Consider the following 19,437-nt stretch of genomic DNA (forward strand, 5'->3'; position numbering starts at 1 on the left):
TTCCACTTTTACGCCGAAAAAAGGCGAAAAGGTAGTCTTCCTTTTTTGTAATGGCGACGGTCAGCACTTTATGAAGCTTTATTTTCTTTGTCGGAAGGGTCGGTTGGCTTTATTTTTTCCCCACTCGATTTGGACTCAAAAATGGCTACCGCATTCCGCAAAATATCCGGCATCGGCACTCCCATTCTGCCCACATTTTCTATAATGGACAACAGCTCGTTCGCCAAATAAAAGAAAACGACGGCATCCCGGAAGTAATGTGCATCCCCGAGAATACCGTCGATCAGATGGGCTACCGTAATGAGCAAAAACACGGTAACCTTGCGAAAAATACCGTAATACCCTTGGCGGCTTTTTAGCTCCCCATTAATCCAGGCCGCTGCCCATCCGGTGAAAAAGTCGATCACGACCATCCACCACAGTAACGTCAACATTGTAGTCCACCCCCCGAAAAAATAACCGATCAAGGTCCCCGTGGAAAACCCCAGCCAAATCTGATCGATCTTTTCATGCATGTTTGTTCCCCCTTTTGAACCTAGGTGTAAAGTGAATGCCCTTGGTTGATCCAAGGGCATAGAAACAACGATTTTTATTTTGTTCTCTATACTGTTTTCTTACGGAAAATAGAGTTATACCATTTAACCGTTTCTTCCTGTTCATTTGAAGCATCGGTTGATGACGAATCTTCTACGTTGCCCGCTATTAAATCAGAACGCTTGGAAAAAATATTCGTCATTACTTGTTCACGCTGTTCTTCATTTAAAGCGTAGCTTCCCATGATCGTTGCTATATCGCCTTCTCCGCGCTCATAGCGAGTGATGCATGCATTAGCACAAATACGTATTTGAGCCTCTGTTAAAGCTGCCATGGTTATGACTTCACCTCTTTTTATAAAGATTGTTGTTACATATAATCGTCAGTACACGTTATTTTCCAGTGTTACTAAGCATGAGCTGGGTCAACGTCACTTCGAGATCTGCAATCCGCTGCTTCAGTTGTTCTGTCTCGCTTGGCTGTTGCCCTGCTTTTTGTGTCAGTTCCTTAATTGCTTCATCACTCAACCCTTCACTCCAGAACGTCGCCGGGTCTTTTCGTTCTGGAGCCGTAAATGTCTGAGCAAAATATACAGGTTCATCCCCGCGTTCGTTTTCCTGCTTATTTCGCCATTCATCATGCAGCTTCTGAAATAAAGCTTGGGATTCGTTGTTCAACTGATCATAGGCTTTTTGTGCTTCTATCAGCTTTTGATTATATTCCGCTTCATAGGTCAGCCAACCTTGGATGTCAAAACGAGGATGGTATAGACCAGACGGCACTGGAATCCCTACTGTATAACCAGCAGGGATGCTTTCTGAACTTGTTCCATCTGTGGTACTAGAGCTACTGTCAGCAAACCGATGGGTGTCTAGTTGCTGGTTTGTATCAGATTCAGAAACCGTAGGCGAAGATGGAGTATAAAAAGGGACGATACCTGAAAAGGTATCATCCACCAGCTCGTCCTCAAGATAGAGGCCGTTTGTATTTACTTTAGGTACTGCTTTCATGTGTAAGACCTCCTTATTGTTCAGCTAGGAATGACAATCCATCAAACCAAGCACCCTTATTGTACCAATTGTTTTGGCTTAGAACCGCGCCCGACGTATATATAATAATCGTGGAGTTGGGCGCATCATTAGCTCCGTCAGAGGTTCTTAATCTTATTTCCATGTTATTTTTAGGCCGATATCCTACGGGTAGGATAAACAGCCTCGTACCTGGCGTTACAGCTCCGTCTCTAATACCGCCTCTAAACACCACTAACCCATCCGACAACCTCACATACTGCATATCCCCCGTCCAACCATTAAGCAACGTAGGTGTAAGCCATGCAGGATTATCTTTGTCAGCCTTCTTGTTTTCTAGCACCGACACTCGCGCTGTGTTTTGCTGTACGCTGTCCACCAAGTCTGCAAGCAGCGTTTTTTCATTCGCTGCATAAGAGCCAATGAATGGTACAATTGGCGAGGTTTCAAGCGTCAAATATGTTGTGCTGTAGGATGCTGCTGGATCGAACTTATATAAAGGTATCCAGGCCTGTGTAAATCCGTATACATCAATTACATCGGAAGCGTGTCCGATTGCAGACCAATTATCATTTTTGCCGTTTTTATAAACTGCAAAAATTTTATTAGTACGGAACTGGAGTTTACCAAGCCCATTTAAAGAGCCGTTAATCCACATTTGATTATTGGATTGTCCAGGTTTGGACCCCTCCCTAACTATCAACCCCGTACCTACTTCAACCTGATTATCGCCCTCAACAAATGATAGTTGCCCCTCGAATACGATAGGCTCCACAGTAGGTGTTGCAAGCTGGTATACAAGTTGATACGGTGTGTACCCTGCATAAGACTGTTGTGGTGCAGATTGGGTAAAGTTAGGCGCACCTATTCTTTGCACCCAATACTTAGTACCTGTACCGTTCCACGTTGCCGTTGTTGCTGATTGTGCTTGTGCTGGTGTTAGGGTATTAGCGTCATAAGCCTTGTACCCGAAAAAGTAGGCTCTGATGTCGTCTAATGTAGGTGGGTAGCTATCAGCCCATCCACTGTCTGAAACAGGTACAGAGATGGCAAAATTAGGCGAATTCGCATCTATCCCCCATCTGTCGGCTATTGTGTCTTGACCACCCCACAATAGTATCTTACCGTCAAACTTTACTGCCGATCCATTGCCAACAAACGCATAATTTACACCGGACACTACAGGATAAAGGGCTTTGAATCCTACCCCCGACACTACATTATTCACTTTAGTTATTCTACTGCCATCTAGTAGGACACTTTCAAACCTTTTCACTTTGAAGTATTGACCATCACGCTCAAACACTGTATCCGCATTAGCTCCTGTAACTGGATCGGCGTATAGGTCTGTTTGCAACGCTAGCATGGAATCCTGGCGCGGTTTGAACGGTTGGGCTATGTTGCCAATGTTGAGCATGAAGTTCTTACCCGTAAACGTCCCGGCTACACCTAACCTGTTTGTCAATGAGATGTCTACAAAAGTGTTATTTCCTGAATTGAAACTAACTGAACTCGCTGTAACACCGTTAATAATAACTGCCTGCTGGTTTACCCCATATATCCCTAAAAGTCCATCATGCGTAGCAGACAAAGTATACTGCGTATTGGGGACTACTTTTACCGACGCTGCCGCCCTCCATTGTGGTTCGGTGGTAGTCATTATAGAAAATTCATACTTTCCTTTAATTACGACTCGGGCATCGGTCAGACCTCCGTTATTAACCCACTCGCGGACGGATGGAAGTAAGTTCTCACCATACCGAATCGTATAGGGATTACGCACAGGCATTACACTATCAACATACGGATACTTAGCTGCGGCCTGTGCAGGCGTAAGACTTGCAGCTACTGCATAATCTGTATCACTAATCTCATATACGCGCACACTATCCATATTAAATGTATTACCAGTCGCACCCGTGCCAGTGATGGTAACAATATGAAAATACTCCTTCGCCGTGAACCGTACAACAGACGGCGCAAAAACAGAGCCAGAATTTACCTCATTACCCACAGCACCGGCAATACCATTTATTGATATCGCCACCTTGCTGCTATTAACACTTTTCACGTCCGCTATTGCGATATATTTTCGTCCAGGTGTGGTCAAAAAACTTGCAGACGCGGTTGCCGGTACACTACCCAGAGTAATTTTAAACGAGCTACTACCGTTGGTCTTGTTATTATTATCAATTGCAATAGCTACGTTTGAGGACCATTCGCTTACTGTCTCGCAACTACCCATGCGTCCCAACAAATTCACCAACGTACGCCCGCTCAGCCCCGTCAATGAAAATGGCGCAGCCTTTTCCGCATGAACAATCTGTAACCCAGGTTCCAAAGTTACCGCCTTGCGTTCCGTCGTATCCAGGCGCTTCTTAAACTCATTTACACCGTCATTCACCTCACCTGCAAATTCATCTACAGACCGCCAGTTTTGATCCAAGTACTTCTCCAGATCAAAATACGTGGTTTTGGGCGATGTACGGTCAATTTGATTTAAACCAAGATTCGGTGTTTTTTCGCTTGCCATGTTATGCGCCACCTCCTAAATATCTATCCTGTGTTGTATGTTCATTTTCATAGAGGGTCATAGACTCCACTTCGGCAATGGTCAAGTAGCGTAATTTGTACTCCACCGCCATATGAGCGGGCTTGATCTCCTCAATGGCTGCTTTAAGGTCCTCCACATTGGGTGGAATCCCAATGGTATCTATAAATTTGACCGTAAATCCCCATTCGGCAGGATGAAAAGTAACCTCTACCGTGCCTCCGTCATACGCTTCAGCTACATTTTTGACAAGCCGGCCGGAAAAAGTTCCTGCCCCTCGCAGCTTCGATTCCACCACGGCACGCCGTTGATCCAATGGCTTCGCCAGGTCGGTTTCGATCCCCAGCTCCATTTCCCAGCGTTCCAACCCCCAGGTGGCAGTACGTACGAAAAACTGTCCCACCGTTGCATCCATTGCAAGATACAAGGCGTCCAATTCGCTTCCTTTAGCATCCATATTGGAACGCATCACACGTGAGGTTTCATAATAGGCGGGCAAATAGGAAAGCAGCTCGCGTCCCCGCTCGCTGCTCATTTGATCCACTGTATCTCCCGCTATTGCTACCCTGTTAACAAAAGTGCCACTACGGTTTGCGCGTTTTCCCTGGTCTGTGTTATTCAATAAATCTTCAAAACTGTTTGTCTCATCGTTACTCACTGACGCTCACCGTCCCCAGCACGGCCACCTGACCTGATCCAATCTCAATATTCTGATTGCTCTGTCCATTAATTTTCAGTTCAGAGAAATCAATAATAATCGGAATGTCCAGCAGCACAGCAGAAATCCGGGTATATCGTACCAACGGGTCTGCCTTGTAAAAAGCAAGCTGCTTCAAATACGTCCGCACACCGTTTTCGATCAGCTTTTTGATTTCATCCAGTGTCGACGGCTTTTCTTTGGTACGCTGTACCTTGACCGAAATGTTAATCTCCACTTCTGCCGCTGGCATGATCGTCACCACGGGGCCCGCTGGTGCTAGCCCTTCGCCTTGCCCATCCTGGGTCGGATCAATATACTTCTGCACTGCAGCCACGATATCCGGGCTGGCTGCTCGTTTATCCGTATCCAGCACATATAACCCCACTGTTCCTGGCCCTTTCCAGAGCGGAACAACCTCCACGCCACCAACGCCAGCTATCTCATTCGCCCACTGGGTATACTGCGCCTTGTTGCCACTTGTGCCCTGGTTCCGCACCTTGGCATAAAAACGCTCCAGCAACAGCTGGTCGCTCTCAACGTCTGTGCCGCTTTTGGTTTCCTCCGTATTGATCACGGAGGAAACCCCGCTAATCGGAGTAGCCATCACCTGGATGACGCCTGCTGGAACATTGCCGCGGCGTCCGGGATTAACCGCCCGAATGACTGCTTCTCCTGTACCCTGTTCATCCAGCGTGACCGAGGCCGTGGTCGCATACTCAATGGAGGCTTCTCCGGATACATCATCTGCCGGAGTCGCCACCAACGTTCCCGCTGGGACAGTTGTCCCCGCTGTACCTGTGAACGTAACCTTACCTGAGGCCGCAACGGCTTCCCGCCGTGTCACTCCATGCTCTGCTGTCCGCAAATCCAGCTCCGGCGAGCGGAAATCTGGATTATCGCTGGCTGCTGTGCTGGCAAAACCCCGACGCAGCAGCTCCTGCGCCCAGATTGCGGCTTCAGAGAGCATAAATGCCACCGGCGCCTGCGCATCCCAAATAAAAGAGCCCTCAGACTTATCGATGTCCGAGGGCACTTTTTCCAGCATTCGATTTAAGATTTCCTCTTCCGTCTGATCTACCAAATATTCCGGCAAGTCTGCCATTAGATCACCACACTTTCCACAATTTCCGTTTCATCTCGCACGTTCGTAATCTGGCAGCTAAAATAGCATGCCTCACCTTCCCAGCGAAACGTAAACTGATCCACACTAGCCGTACGTGCATCTGCTAGCAACGCCTCTGTGACCATGCGTTGAATTTCACTTTCCTGCACAGCGTGCCCATAGCTGCTGCCAATCAGCTCCTCCAGCTCACTTCCATAGTCAGGTGAATAGATCACATGACGGTAACGAGGAGTGCGAATCGCTTTTTCACACCACTGTACCCAGGCTTCTTTCTCACCTGTAGTCACGATTTTACGGCTAGGGCTCATAACAAACTCGCCAGCTTCAAAATCAAACCTCCAGCTTCGCCCAAATACCGCACGGTTATCCTCCAGCACATCTGGATTGGTCACATCTGTGTCTGTCCAAATCATATCATCTGTTTCTGGAAACAAATTAGCCACGTCCATTCACCACCTTGCACACGACCACCACATCGTTGCCACTATTCACCCGCATCGCCAGTACACGATCCCCAGGCTTAAGTCCTTTGTTCAGACTCAGATTTACATCCTCCAGCTCATCTTCCCCGATATAAAAGGAAGTTTTCAGCTCTTTGCCTTCCCAATTTTCTGATTCCACCGAGGTTGAGGTACCTTTGTACATATGGCGTGGTACAGATAGCAGCCCCGGCAGCTCGGCGACTAGATAATCCTGAAGCTCATGTTTAAAATCGTCCAGTTTGAGTCCTGTGGAGGTGATGGTACCTAATACTGCACCAACTCCACTCAGCGCTTGCTTGGTATGTTTATGAAATGAAGATTGCAGCGCAGTGGCTAAATGCCCATAGGGGTCCTTATTCAAGGTACAACCTCCTTTTTACATCGTCATACGTTCCGAGCTCCAGCGACATACTGCCAGGGTTGCCCAATTCCCTGCTTACTGAAATCACCAACAGCTTCATGGAACCTAACATTACCGCGTCTCCTGCTCGAATCGTGTTCATATCTGGCGCATTTACCGATATCGTTTGTTGTATGCCTCTCAGCTTACTTTTGGCCAACTCACGTGCCGCCGCACCCGATTTCACCTCATCATCCTGTACGATCACCTGAAGTGTTCCATATTTGGCAATGTCCTTTTCCTCAAGTGCCATCACCTTGGAAGGAACCTCTTTCCCTGTTTCACTGGCCGCCGTAGCCAACACCTTTACTCTCGTGGCTGCGCCTTCCAACGTTCGGGATTGTGTCGTATCGGTCACTCTCTCCAAGACGTACACATCTTTGTTTGTGCCCAGTTCGTACAGCTCCAAGCCGGAAGAAATCATACGTGGATGATACAGCTTGCCTCCCGCTTTTGCTGTTTCCCGCAGATCTCCCAGCATCATGGAGTAAATGGACTGTGTTCGGTATACAGCGCGCCCGAGCTGCTTTTTTGTGTCCGGCAAAGAAGCGATTTTCAACTTCCAATCCCTCGCATATTTCTGAAAACGCTGAGTAGCCGTCTGCTTGGCAGGGAGTAAATATTCATCCTCTGACTTGTCTAAATACACCGTACGGTCATATAGCGTCAGCGTCATACGCTTGAGTCCGTTGTTGGAGGTTTCCACTTCCCAGATCACCGCTGGAGACAACAGAGGAACATAGTCTTTTTTACCATAAGGAATACCGCTAACCCGGATTGACATCCCTGGAGAAATGGCAGGCATATCGGACGTAACGACCAAATTGACCGTCCCCTGATAGGCGATTTGCTCCAGCGAATCCCTCAAATTAATGTTCTCCACAAGCGGCGACAGATCATATTTATCCTGTAAAATGACTTTATAGCTCATGATAGCACCAGCTTTTGCCCCGGTTTAATCGCATTCGGATTTTTCCCGATGATCTTTTTGTTAAGCTGATAAATACGACTCCATTGGGAGCTGTCTCCCAGCTCCAGCTTGGCAATTTTGGACAAGGAATCTCCCGATTTAACCGTGTAAATTTTCTTTTTTTCTTTCATATCCGTGCGAGGCTTTTTGTTAACTGTCGCGGACTTCGAACCGGTGCCAGCTTTTTTGGCTACTTTCATTTCACTCCAGGTTCGCAGTGACAAATCAAAATTCACATCCCCATATTCCCCGCCCCGAAAGGTTGAATTATGAGAAGCCACTATTACCGGCACATTCACGGCTGTCTCCGTAATGATAAAGCGTAGCGGGCTCTTGGATAACAAAAAGCCATTCAACGTATTCATGGCCTCCTGCGGATCAGGGATGTCTTCGTATGTGCAATACGCTGGATTATATTCTTTCGGAAAAAAAGAAGAGAAGGAGATTTCCTTCACCTTCTCTCCTTGTGGGAAGTCAAACTCCCCATAGGATAAAATCGTCGTTGTATCAAATCCCTTTTGCCGTGAGATCGTCACTTCCTCAGGATTTACTGGAAACTGAAACTTTTTCCCCTTACCATCCGTCAAACTAAATTCCATACTATTCACCTCCTACTCACACTAGGGCCCTCGCTGTCTTGTTGTTATCCATAGCTTGACGGAATCCTGCTACGAAGCGTTTTCCTACTTCTGAAGCCAAAGCATCAAAATTAACACGTTCACCAACAGCCACCTGAATTGCTCCTGTTGGCATATTTACTTGCATGTTTGATTTATTTCTATTTGTGTTCTTTACTGAATGAACTGCTGCCGTTCTGTGTCTATCATTTGCACGATATGTTCTAGAACTTGCAACTAAATTCCGAGGATATTTATTCGGAGTACTTTTTTTAGCAGCAGTTTTCTCTGTACTCTGAAAAAGCTCCCAGTTCAATTTCTCTGGAGAATCCAAGATCATTTGAAGGAAATCGCTTGTTTTTGATGTTGCCTTTTTAACCTTTTCTTTAAAAGGGTCAGCATTTTTCTGAACAAAGTTATTCAATTTATTAGAGAAATTTTTAGTCCCTTCACTAATATTGTTGATTTTCTCCTTGACCCCTTCTGCCAACCCTGGAACATAACCTTTTAATCGATTACTCACACCATTAATCTTGTTTTCAAGAGCTCCCTTCATATTATCAGTTAAATTAGTAGATAAAGGTATTCTCTTTGATACTTTTCCTGTTATATTTTCAACAATTCCGATAGCACTTTCACCTTTGTTCCCAATAAAATTCACAATTTTATTACTCCAAGAATCAATTGTTGCAGGAGCAGTAGTCTTTATATTATTCGTCTTATTAGCCACTTCATTATTAAAACCATTCATACTTTGTTTAAAATCTTTAGTAGTAGTATCAATACCTTCATTTAAGGATTTAGTCCAGCCTTTAAGATGCGTTTTAGCATACCAGACTTTTTCCATAATTTTGCCCCCGCCTTTACCTCCTAACCACTCTCCTGCTGCTCCAAGAACTAATGAAGCAATAGGAGCGATAACTGGTCCCACATAAGGAATAGCCACAGTAGCTCCACCTACACTTTTACCTACTATATTACCTATTTTTGAGCCAACAAATTCACCTATTAGTTTATACTTTTTTTCTCCAGTAGCATTGAGTATTTCAGAAGCATCATATACAATATCTGCAACAACAATGGCGCTTTTGGCTATTTTACCTGCACCCTTCAAACCTGTTTTTACCCAAGATGGCGCACCCGAGTACATAGAGGCTGCTTGTGTGTAAATAGTAGATGTTTTAATTCGATTTACTACATCGTCAATTTTAGTTTTAGCAGTCTGTAACCATGAAGGCATTGCAGCAACTTGTGACGGGGTAATGGCCCTGTAGGCTTTAACAGTTTTATTTAGTGATTCTACAGCATCATTCACCTTACTAAATTTCTTAATGAAAGCCATAGTATTCATAACAGGCTTTATTACAACGATCTTTTCTTTTTCAGTATTTTTAGTCGCAGGGCTCTGAGAATTTACAGATTTACTGGGAGAATTAGATGTTCTAGTTTTTAAGGGCACGCCTGGAGCTGAAGACTTGTTAATGTTTACTTTGTTCTGTAAACCAAGTTGAGACGTGATCTTTTTTTGTAAATTAGTTAAAGAATGGTTGACCCCATTAGAACTGCCCATCTTACTGTGACATGTTGATCTACATTTCGAGCAATCCTTAGAACAGGAACATTTAACAGCAATCTTAATTCCAGAAAAATTTCGGGTCAGGCGATTTATTTTATATAAACGTGAAGTTAAATTACTTAACGCATTAGAAAGTCGCTTAACTGACTCCGTAGTTTGGTCAATAACTATCTTTTGTCTTTGAAAACTATTAAGCCTAAAATTTCTTGCCCTCTTCTGGATACTCTCAAAGTATCGATCCATAGCTTTTAATTCTTTATTAACTCTACTTAAACTTCTTATATCCAAGATATCATCCACACCTACACCTCCTTTAACTACTACATATTATCTGCTAGAGCATCTAGTTCTTCTTCAGCAAACGCCAGCAGCAGCATGCGCTCACCGCGGGGAAGCCGCCAAAAGTCTCCGGGACGGAGGTGGTGCCGGACCCACAAGTGGTACAGCATCGTCGTCATTCCCCCGGAGCTGATTAGTTTTTTAGATCAGCAATCTCAACTCCAAATCCGGACAGTTCCAATACCTTATCCCCTACTGCATCCAGTTCACCCGCTAACAGCATACGGCGAACAGATTGTTCGCCACCGGACAGCTTCAAGCGGCTTGTAATCCGGGGATCGCCCCAACCGTTGAGGGACAGGCCCTTCACTTCCAGCTTTCCGGTAGCTTCCGAAATCAACAAGGCGTTGAACGTTTCGGTATCTACCTTTTCGTCTACAGCACCCTTCACGGTTCGGCGAATCGTACAACGCTCACGAATGCTGTCCACCTTACTGGAGGTTAGACCATGCAGCACAATTTTCATATCGAGGCGCTTGATACGAACCGTTTCTTCTGGTAGTTTTTCAGCGGCTTCAAACAAACTGTCCAAAATTTGTTCTTCTGTCATATTCTCATTCAAACTCATATCTCATTCTCCCTTAATGTTAATTTGTATTTAGGGAATGGAATGCCTGGCAGCATCCCATCCCCGTTTTCCAATTTAGTTTGCTACAATCGGATCAAGCAGCTCATAGCCTTCAAAGGTGAAAGTAGTTTCTTCTGGCACTTCTTCCCCTGCAGTCCAGTTAGCCAATTGAATTTTATCCGGCATGCAGCGAATCAAACGGACACGTTCATGTCCAAAAGATTCGGGATCGTCCAGTTTGGAAATAATATCGAATTTCTCAAAACCACGACGAATCATATCAGAAGTTACTTTGTAACCACTCATCGTTCCAGTACCCTTTTTAGCTCCATTTTTATGGACTCTCCACGTATTACCTACCAAATTCAGTTCTCTTTTATCAATTTCCACGCTAGCTTCCAGCTTGTTAATATGTGTCTGCCATACCCCATCAATATATGCCTGACCAAACGTACCTAAAATGACTCTTGAAGCATCCAACATTTCTTTTTCCTCCTCAAAATAATTCATAATATAGTTCGGGATTTCACAAAGTCCTCGTTGTTAAAAAGCTACCTTAATCCTACTGATCGCCTGCGAAATGCTTTTGCGCGTAAAATGCTTATTTATTGCACGTAAAATGTACCGAACAGCTGCTCCATCACGTCGGTGAGCTTCACGTTCCATTGCAGGAACACTTGATCCGGCTCCGGTTTGATGACTGGCGCATCACCGTAGTAGGCTGGGTCCAGAATGACATCGTAGCCATCCGCCTCGATTACGTTGCTCAGCGACAGCTGTGCCAGGTATTCTTTGATCGCACCGATGAGTGCCAGACGGCCTTCCACCGTGTTGTTGATTTTGCCAATGTAAGTCTCTTCGGCTGCACGCTGCAAGTCAGCGTTAATGGCATCCATAACACGGATGGAACGGATTTTCTTCCATGCGTTGTTTTGTCCGGCAGACGGGTTCACCAAGCTGTTGATTCCACGCAGCGCTTTGACCTGACGGCCGTCGAAGAACAGGAGGAACACCCCGTTACGGACAGCCTGTTCCTGCTCGGAACGTGTCCAGCGGCGGGTTACATCCTCAAAAGGCGTAACCGCGTACGTTGCGGATTGGTTCAAACGTTGGCCTGCGATCAGCCCGGCTACATAGGCAGCCGTTTGGGCGGAGCTGTAGTCCGTACCTGCCAGGCGTACACCTGTACCCACGTTCACGATGCCTTCATGGTTCAGCGCCAGGGAACGTGCAGAAGCCAAGCTGACAGCTGTTTTGGACACATCGTCTGCCGCAGAACCGCCGAATACAGCGATGACGCCTTTGCCTTCGCTCCGCACACGTTTGATCCAGGCAGCAAAGCTTTGCAGCAATGCCAGATCGGCTGCATAATCGAGGGCCAGCACATTAAACTCCTGTCCTTCAAGTGCTTCCTGCATGGCGATGTAATCGGCATTAACCAGCTTGCTATTGCCGCTATTGCCGCCTGTCAGATGCACGCCGCTAACATCCGCTGGAATGCCACCTTCGCCGACAACCTCGGCCTTCACCCATACGTTTTCGCTGTTTTCGTTCAGCGCTTTGGCAATCGAAGCAGCCGTACCGTCACTGCCTTTGTACGTACCCAGCAGCTTGGTTCCTTCATAAAGGCGCACCTCACGAGCTTGCTCGTCACCCAAAGTCGGCTGTACCGTTACGGCAAAACCATTACCGCGGCTTCCTGTGTACAAAGCCTTCAAACGCAGCACGTCGGTCGGGGTCTCGCCACCGCTTTTCAGCGTTACAGACGCTTCAGCAGCCGTGTCATCTGCCAAGCGGTAAGCGAGCAGTTTTTTCGGACCTCCCAGCAAAGCCAGATACAATGTGGAATATGCTGTCGCACCGTTCTCACTGTCGCCGGAGAAGATTTGGCTAATAGCCGTTTCACTGCCAACCTCTACAAACTCACGTACAGGGCCCCAATTTGCCTTGACAGGCACAACGACCGTACCACGTGATCCACCTTGAATCGCTGAAGCTGCTGCTGCCTGAAAATTCATATACAAACCCGGCAATACCGGTTTATTCGTGTTTTCCCATGTTCCGCCTGCCATAATTAATCCACCTTCGCTTTCATAAATTGTTCGATTTTAGTGTGTGCTTCTGCTACCGTGAACAGCTTGTCTTGTGCGCCAAAAAAGGCGCCTGCCAGCACTTCTTCTTTCACAGAAAACAATGATTCTGCGTGCTCCTTTAGTTCCTCCAGCGTGTAGCGTGGGCCACTCGCTTCCTGCCCGTCATGTACCGGGGCCTTTTCTTGGTTTTCCAAGGTCACTCGGACCACCTCATTTCAAAATAGGATGAATTTCCACTCTGCGAATCAATGCCGCTTCCTCAGCCGGACGCATACGCCGCTGTACCAGCGTCAGCCGAAGCTGACCGTCTAAAATGGCATCTGCCTGCAAATCGGCTGATGCTTCAGCCGTAGACATATAACGGCCCTTGTCCTGCTCCAGAGGAAGCTGGATTTGAGCGGCAAAGCCTTCGACCAGCGCGGAAGCTGCGCGATTCTCTTCGGTGGTATCCGGAGCGGTAATATGCCCGATGAACCGTTTGCGGAGCTCATACATGGAGGCTCCCGCCATCCGGGTTTCGCAGCCGCTCAGCCGCCATAATACCGCGTGGCTTCCCGGCTGTGCAGGCCATGCGTCGGCGTATACCGACCACGATTCGCCCAGTTGCTTCTGCGTCCAGCGGACCAGCGCTGCCAGCCATTCTTCTGGCTGTGCTGCACCAGGTGCTGGAGTAGCCGAACCGCCTTCCGTTTCAGGCACATACACGCCAAAACGCAGGGTTCTATAGGCCTTGCCCGTAACCGTGTCCAGCTTTTCTGCATCCCGCACGCCCAAATAGTGTGCGGTAAAAGCCGACGTGTCCTCACCTTTGCCTGTCACCGATGCCCGGTGCAGTCCGGCAATCAAGGCATTCGCCCATACATCGGCCTGCGCCAGCCCCGCTTGTCCTGCGTACAGCTTGATGCGGACAACCTGCCGGTAACCGGCCCAGGAAGACTTCCAGATTTCCTCGCCTAACGCCATAACTGCATACGGCTCCTCTGCCGTCTGTGATGGGGGCTGAACATCGTATACACGCCCTTGCAGTGCTGGAATAATGTCAATGAGCTTTTGCTTAAAGGCTTGTCTCATCCTGTGGCATGCCACCCTTGCGTATCCTGCGCTCGCATGTTGTGACTGTTTAGCCAGGCTTTTTTCCACTTCCATGTTCTCATCCGGCGCAGCCTTATACTCATGCATTGCAGCATCCCTTGCTTAGGCAACACGACTCCTCCTTTCTATCAACGAATTCCCGGGAAGTGACAGAGACGATCACCGCATGAAAAAACCGGCCCTATTGGCCGGCTAACGTTTGACTGTGTGTGTCTTCGGTATGTCCTCTTGTCTTGATTCCCGATGATATAATCTTACACCCTTATAACGAATGCGTTGCCGGAGAACTGGACGATAAAAGTAGAGACTAGGGATGAAGTTAGGCGACATTTTGCGAACATTTGTTCTTATACTTAAAAATGCGTTTAATCTGATTATTGATACTGTACACAAAAAATAACCGCCCTTTAAAAAGGCGGTTATTATATCGTTCAATTCAATGAATTATAAATATTTACAGTGTACCTAGTAATGGCTTCATCGTATTCTGGATACTCATATTTCAAACTGCTTGCCACAGCCTTAGCGTATGTTCTAAACAATGAATAACAAGTAAGTAAAGACTGCCACATTTCTTGATAGCCGTTCTCTGAGTAAGTCGATAGTAGGCTTTTCCAATCTTCATTAGGAAGATACTGATTTATAAATTTATAGTTTTTTCCTACACTAAAGGTGTACCCTTGCTCTGATCCAATCTTCCAAGCAATCATTCGCAACAAATTAGGTCGTGCAATCTCGTTCAAATGGTCAATAGCAAACAGGATTTCTTTTCTCGCCAATCCTTTTACGATATAAGTTGAAACCATCCAAAATTCATTACAGCAATCATCAAATTCCCTTGCAGTGGGCTTTTTAATCCAATATTGATGATCGTTTGCGATCACTTCCTCTTGGATCAGCACATCCTTGTCGAGCAGAACCTCAACTAAACCATCGCTATTCGTAAAATAATCCTCTACCTCGTTTATAGGGATCAGTGTCAGATCTAATTTGTTTCCATCCTCAAAAAGAATGATATATGAAAACCAGTTACCTAGTTCTGATGGAAAAAGCTCCATATCCTCGGGTTTTTGCATCATAAGCCTATCCCCAAACACGTTCAGCCATTGATCACTTTCCTTGAAAGAATCCATATCTGTTACAAAGTAAGAAATATCATAATCTTGAAATGAATCAGGAGGAACATTGAAGTTTGTACGTGATCCTTCCATCGTGACCAATCGTATTCTTTTATCGTTCATAGCAAACTTTACAAGCATATTCATCATTTCTGGTTCACTTCTCACTACATCCGTCCTCCGTTCCCATTTTAATTGAGACCTATGCTTCTTATTCACCTTTATGGTTCATACTCCTTGCTGTCTAAGTTAATAGAGCCACAGACTGTGACCCCTATGCATTTACCGAACCCAGTCTTCGATCCGCGCCCTTCTGCAAGCTTGCCAGATTCAAAACGCCTTGGTCTGCCAGCGCTAGCGCCATTTTATAAAAAGCACGCGTGCGAAGCTTCGTATACGTATCCTTGCTGACTGGTGGGTCCAACACATAATTATAAACCTTGTAATCGAACACATCGTCATCTTTTAAATAACGTTCACGGATGAGTAGCTGTTCACGTTCATTCAAGCGGCTCACTACAGCATCCACCATTTGGCAATAGGCCAAGCGGGCTGCAGGAGCATCTACATTATATACAGCAGTCCGGGCTGTTGGATCGCTTGTCACATTCGTGGGTCCGTTCGGGCGGTCCGTATAGCCAGCAGTAATAAAGCTTTCCCGATCCATAAAGGTTATTGTTTTATAAATCCGGTATTTCTCAAATACACCCTCCAATGCATTCTGCGTTTTGCGACGGTCTAATTCGGGTAAGTTATTTCTCATGAAAAGCAACACTCCTTATATTATGCCTTTTGACAATGATGTATTTTTAAATAAAAAACGTACTTGTTTACATTTTGTTCCCCTTTTGTTCGTATCTTGAGTATAACATAACATTATTTAGGATAGGTATCCATCGTGAAAAAAAGCAATATAGCCCCAAAAACAGGATATTCGCTCTACTTTTCTATGCCTTTTGGCATATTACGTGCTTTTACTATTTACCTAATGGTATAATAGAGCTGAATCTATGATTCTATTGCAGAAAGGAGCTCCATTGTGGAACAGCCAGCATTCGGAACCTACCTAAAACAGCAGCGTGAGCACAAGCAATTGAGCATCAACCAATTGGCAGATGCCGCAGGTATTAGTAATTCACAAATTTCCCGCATCGAAAATGGACTGCGTGGAGTTCCCAAACCCTCCACCCTCCGCAAAATAGCGGACGCGCTCAGCGTATCCTATACCGAAATGATGAAGGCCGCCGGATATTGGGCAGATGATGATTCTATAGAGCAAAATCCGCATGAGCTTTATCGTTCTACTGTACCAGAATGGGCAAACTCCAAAGACCGCCGGGATTTTAAAAAAATGCTGGAGGAAGACGACGAATTAATGTTTGATGGCATTCCGCTCGATGAAAAAGACCGTCAACGGATCAAGGACGTACTGACAGGCCTGTTCTGGGAAGCCAAGCAAATGAACAAACATAAAAAGCCCGCAGATCCCGGGGCGAGCAAAGATCAGGGATAGCAGGTGAACGCATGAACGAACTCATTCACAAACTTGTCCGAAAATACCGTACCAATTGCCCCTTCGATATTGCGAAAGCCCTAGGCATCCATATCCGATATTGCGATCTGGGTTCCACAACCAAAGGGTTGTATTATCACAAGCTGCGCAGAAGATTTATCGTCATTCACAACGGCCTTACACCAGAATGGGAACGGTTCGTCTGTGCACATGAATTGGGACATGACCGACTGCATAAAGGCATTAGCCGCTTTTTTATGGAGGAACATTCCTACTTTTCTTCAGGAAAATTTGAACAACAGGCTAATCGCTTTGCTGTGCTGTTGCTGAGTGAAGGGAATCCACCGTTGGCTGACGAAACATTGGACCACTATTTACCCCGGATCGGGCTGCCCAAAGAGACTGCCCTTTTTTTTGATCACAAAACAGAACAATAGTTCCTATTCTATGAGTTGATTGTCTATTACTGCCTCTATAATATAGGTAACTAGATGGTGGATTTAACAACCGATATCTCAAAAAAATGTAGTGCTTTGATATAAAATAAGAGTTATTTTTACAATCATCTGATAAAATGTGGACGTAAGCGGTTTCTCTTAATTCATTCATTTTATGGGAGGTTGAAGGAACAACATGAACTCATGGAAAAAACTCTCGTCGATCTTGACGACCGCCGCGCTTCTGTTCGGATGTCTCGGTACAGCAGCAGCGGACCCAGTTGCTAATGCGGGAACAGCAGGAACCGGAACAACACCGTCTCCAGTCAGCGGTAAACACATCACCATCCTACATACGAATGATACCCATGCCCACGTGGTCGCCAACGACAAGGAAATGGGCTTCGCCAAGCTGGCGGGCATTATCGATCAATATCGCGCCGCCAATCCTAATACATTACTGCTGGATGATGGGGATACCGTTCATGGAACGACCTTCGCTACTTTGGTCAATGGTGAAAGTATCGTAAAAGTAATTAACAAGCTGCGCTATGATGCAATGGTTCCCGGTAACCATGAGTTTAATTACGGCTGGAAGCATCTGGTTGAGCTGAGTAAAGAGATTCAGTTCCCTGTACTGAGCGCCAACATTAAGCAAACGGACGGAACACGTTTGTTCCAACCGTATACTATTAAAGAAGTGGATGGCGTTAAAATCGGTATTATCGGCCTAACTACGCCTGAAACGGCATATAAAACCAATCCTAAAAATGTGGAAGGCATTCAATTCACCGACCCTGCGGCTGAAGCCAAAGCGGCCGTAGACGAAATCCGCAGCAAAGTGGATGTTGTTGTTGCTCTGGGTCACCTGGGACAAGATGCGTCCAGTAAAGACACCAGCCTCAAGGTCGTGAAGGAAGTGCCTGGCATTGATATTTTCATCGACGGACACAGCCATACCGTGCTGGAAAAAGGCTTGATCGGTGACAATGGCACGTTGATCGCTAGTGCAGGTGAATACACCAAGTATCTGGGTGTAGTGGATCTATGGGTAGACGGTGGTAAGGTTGTCCAAAAGCAAGCGAAGCTGATCGATTCGACTCAAGCTGCTGACGTTCAGCCTAACGCTGAAATTGCTGCATTAATCGCCTCCATTCAGAAAGAACAAGAACCTATTCTTAAAGAGGTTGTAGCACAAACAAGTGTAGATCTGGAAGGGGCGCGCGAAAAGGTACGTGCGGGTGAAACCAATCTCGGCGACCTGCTCACCGATGCTATGCGTGACGTTACGGGAGCAGACGTGGCTTTAACAAACGGTGGCGGCATCCGGGCTTCCATCAAAGCAGGCACGGTTACCAAGGGAGACGTCATCACCGTACTGCCTTTCGGTAACCAAATCGTTACCCTGAAAGTGAAAGGCTCTGACCTTCAGGCCGCACTGGAAAATGGCGCAGCCTCCTACCCGGAACCGAGCGGGGGCTTCCCACAAGTATCCGGCATCTCGTTCAAAATAGACACCTCAGCAGCCAAAGGCAGCCGTGTTCACTCCATCCTGATTGGTGGAAAGGCCCTTGATCCTGAGGCAACATACACACTGGCTACCAATGATTTTACTGCTGTAGGCGGTGACCAATATACGATGTTCGCTAAATACCCACAGGCAGGTATGTTCGGATCGCTGGATGAAGCGTTAATCCGCTATATGCAAAAAGTGGGCTCTGCTAGCCTGCAAGTACAAGCGGCCGGCCGTATTCAAGAAGCCAAGGCAGACGGAAAAGCTTCTGTCCCTGCCACACAAGCTGTGCCGTCTGCTCCGACCACGACGCCAGCACCTCTGCAGGAGATACCGCAATCCGATTCCATAGCGGCTGCGAAACCAGCACCTGCAAAGTCTCAAACTAGCAAACCACAGCAGGCATCGACCACTGCACAAGCTGCAAATAGCCATGTGTATGTTGTGAAATCTGGGGATACACTGTATGACATTTCCCGCAAACACGGCACTACCTGGCAACAGCTTCAGCAGTTGAATAAGTTGAAGAATCCTCACCGCATTTATCCGGGGCAAAAGTTAGACCTCCCGGCCTAATTCAATAGCTAGCAACAGCAGCGTTCGGAATCCAGGTGTTTTCGGATACTGCTATATGTTAGGAGTTTTTAGATATGCGATAGTCCAAGCCCATTTGGACATCGCATATTTTTTTTGAAAGCAAGCCTTTTAACCGCTGACAAGTTGTGAACCGAGAGGTATGATGGAGAAGAGTTATTCGGGCAGAGAACATTTGTCCCGGTATCC

General features: G+C 46.3%; 22 protein-coding genes. 3 read left to right on the forward strand and 19 right to left on the reverse strand.

Features of this window, described 5'->3' with window-relative positions:
• Positions 1 to 68: 68 nt before the first annotated feature.
• The 19 genes from C0638_RS02115 to C0638_RS02200 form a co-directional block, all read right to left on the reverse strand.
• Complete coding sequence (locus C0638_RS02115) at positions 69 to 515, reverse strand: phage holin family protein (RefSeq protein ID WP_040101929.1); 447 nt, start codon at positions 513 to 515, stop codon at positions 69 to 71.
• A gap of 86 nt (positions 516 to 601) precedes the next feature.
• Positions 602 to 868 (reverse strand): hypothetical protein, encoded by a 267-nt coding sequence (locus C0638_RS02120; RefSeq protein WP_058710827.1) that lies wholly within the window; start codon positions 866 to 868, stop codon positions 602 to 604.
• 58 nt (positions 869 to 926) lie between these two features.
• Complete coding sequence (locus C0638_RS02125) at positions 927 to 1,544, reverse strand: hypothetical protein (protein ID WP_058710826.1); 618 nt, start codon at positions 1,542 to 1,544, stop codon at positions 927 to 929.
• Positions 1,545 to 1,557: 13 nt separating this feature from the next.
• Positions 1,558 to 4,095, reverse strand: a complete 2,538-nt coding sequence (locus C0638_RS02130) for a hypothetical protein (protein WP_058710825.1) — start codon at positions 4,093 to 4,095, stop codon at positions 1,558 to 1,560.
• A 1-nt stretch (position 4,096) separates the two neighbouring features.
• Positions 4,097 to 4,648, reverse strand: a complete 552-nt coding sequence (locus tag C0638_RS02135) for a YmfQ family protein (RefSeq protein ID WP_254207735.1) — start codon at positions 4,646 to 4,648, stop codon at positions 4,097 to 4,099.
• 115 nt (positions 4,649 to 4,763) lie between these two features.
• Complete coding sequence (locus tag C0638_RS02140) at positions 4,764 to 5,915, reverse strand: baseplate J/gp47 family protein (RefSeq protein WP_058710823.1); 1,152 nt, start codon at positions 5,913 to 5,915, stop codon at positions 4,764 to 4,766.
• The gene (locus C0638_RS02145) at positions 5,915 to 6,385 is read right to left on the reverse strand and encodes a DUF2634 domain-containing protein (RefSeq protein WP_082689623.1); all 471 of its coding nucleotides are present in this window, start codon (positions 6,383 to 6,385) and stop codon (positions 5,915 to 5,917) included. Before C0638_RS02145 ends, C0638_RS02140 begins: the two co-directional genes overlap by 1 nt.
• Entirely contained in the window at positions 6,372 to 6,779 is a 408-nt protein-coding gene (locus tag C0638_RS02150) for a hypothetical protein (protein ID WP_017426416.1), read from the reverse strand. Before C0638_RS02150 ends, C0638_RS02145 begins: the two co-directional genes overlap by 14 nt.
• Complete coding sequence (locus C0638_RS02155; protein WP_058710821.1) at positions 6,772 to 7,749, reverse strand: XkdQ/YqbQ family protein; 978 nt, start codon at positions 7,747 to 7,749, stop codon at positions 6,772 to 6,774. Before C0638_RS02155 ends, C0638_RS02150 begins: the two co-directional genes overlap by 8 nt.
• The gene (locus tag C0638_RS02160) at positions 7,746 to 8,387 is read right to left on the reverse strand and encodes a LysM peptidoglycan-binding domain-containing protein (protein WP_058710820.1); all 642 of its coding nucleotides are present in this window, start codon (positions 8,385 to 8,387) and stop codon (positions 7,746 to 7,748) included. The genes C0638_RS02155 and C0638_RS02160 overlap by 4 nt, the downstream gene beginning before the upstream one ends.
• A gap of 16 nt (positions 8,388 to 8,403) precedes the next feature.
• Positions 8,404 to 10,281: a transcriptional regulator gene (locus C0638_RS02165; RefSeq protein WP_102163319.1), complete on the reverse strand. Its 1,878-nt coding sequence runs from the start codon at positions 10,279 to 10,281 to the stop codon at positions 8,404 to 8,406.
• Positions 10,282 to 10,301: 20 nt separating this feature from the next.
• Positions 10,302 to 10,430 (reverse strand): hypothetical protein, encoded by a 129-nt coding sequence (locus C0638_RS25960; protein ID WP_013369777.1) that lies wholly within the window; start codon positions 10,428 to 10,430, stop codon positions 10,302 to 10,304.
• A 23-nt stretch (positions 10,431 to 10,453) separates the two neighbouring features.
• Positions 10,454 to 10,888, reverse strand: a complete 435-nt coding sequence (locus C0638_RS02170; protein ID WP_007429164.1) for a phage tail assembly chaperone — start codon at positions 10,886 to 10,888, stop codon at positions 10,454 to 10,456.
• 75 nt (positions 10,889 to 10,963) lie between these two features.
• Positions 10,964 to 11,371, reverse strand: a complete 408-nt coding sequence (locus C0638_RS02175) for a phage tail tube protein (RefSeq protein WP_058711955.1) — start codon at positions 11,369 to 11,371, stop codon at positions 10,964 to 10,966.
• A gap of 122 nt (positions 11,372 to 11,493) precedes the next feature.
• Positions 11,494 to 12,960: a phage tail sheath family protein gene (locus C0638_RS02180; RefSeq protein WP_025678600.1), complete on the reverse strand. Its 1,467-nt coding sequence runs from the start codon at positions 12,958 to 12,960 to the stop codon at positions 11,494 to 11,496.
• 2 nt (positions 12,961 to 12,962) lie between these two features.
• Positions 12,963 to 13,181, reverse strand: a complete 219-nt coding sequence (locus C0638_RS02185) for a YqzN/YkzM domain-containing protein (RefSeq protein WP_013369774.1) — start codon at positions 13,179 to 13,181, stop codon at positions 12,963 to 12,965.
• Between the two features lie 10 nt (positions 13,182 to 13,191).
• Positions 13,192 to 14,160 (reverse strand): hypothetical protein, encoded by a 969-nt coding sequence (locus tag C0638_RS02190; protein ID WP_058711956.1) that lies wholly within the window; start codon positions 14,158 to 14,160, stop codon positions 13,192 to 13,194.
• A gap of 344 nt (positions 14,161 to 14,504) precedes the next feature.
• Positions 14,505 to 15,359: an aminoglycoside 6-adenylyltransferase gene (ant(6), locus tag C0638_RS02195; protein ID WP_040101938.1), complete on the reverse strand. Its 855-nt coding sequence runs from the start codon at positions 15,357 to 15,359 to the stop codon at positions 14,505 to 14,507.
• 106 nt (positions 15,360 to 15,465) lie between these two features.
• Complete coding sequence (locus tag C0638_RS02200) at positions 15,466 to 15,954, reverse strand: ArpU family phage packaging/lysis transcriptional regulator (RefSeq protein ID WP_013369770.1); 489 nt, start codon at positions 15,952 to 15,954, stop codon at positions 15,466 to 15,468.
• A gap of 276 nt (positions 15,955 to 16,230) precedes the next feature.
• On the opposite strand from C0638_RS02200, the gene C0638_RS02205 reads away from it, so the two are divergent.
• The 3 genes from C0638_RS02205 (at position 16,231) to C0638_RS02215 (ending at position 19,230) form a co-directional block, all read left to right on the forward strand.
• Positions 16,231 to 16,704 carry a helix-turn-helix domain-containing protein gene (locus C0638_RS02205; protein WP_013369769.1) on the forward strand — a complete coding sequence of 158 codons (474 nt, stop codon included), beginning with the start codon at positions 16,231 to 16,233 and terminating at the stop codon, positions 16,702 to 16,704.
• 11 nt (positions 16,705 to 16,715) lie between these two features.
• Entirely contained in the window at positions 16,716 to 17,141 is a 426-nt protein-coding gene (locus tag C0638_RS02210) for an ImmA/IrrE family metallo-endopeptidase (protein WP_058711957.1), read from the forward strand.
• Positions 17,142 to 17,337: 196 nt separating this feature from the next.
• Positions 17,338 to 19,230 (forward strand): 5'-nucleotidase C-terminal domain-containing protein, encoded by a 1,893-nt coding sequence (locus C0638_RS02215; RefSeq protein WP_058711958.1) that lies wholly within the window; start codon positions 17,338 to 17,340, stop codon positions 19,228 to 19,230.
• Positions 19,231 to 19,437 lie beyond the last annotated feature (207 nt).

The organism is Paenibacillus sp. lzh-N1, assembly GCF_002872435.1.
GTDB lineage: Bacteria > Bacillota > Bacilli > Paenibacillales > Paenibacillaceae > Paenibacillus > Paenibacillus polymyxa_C.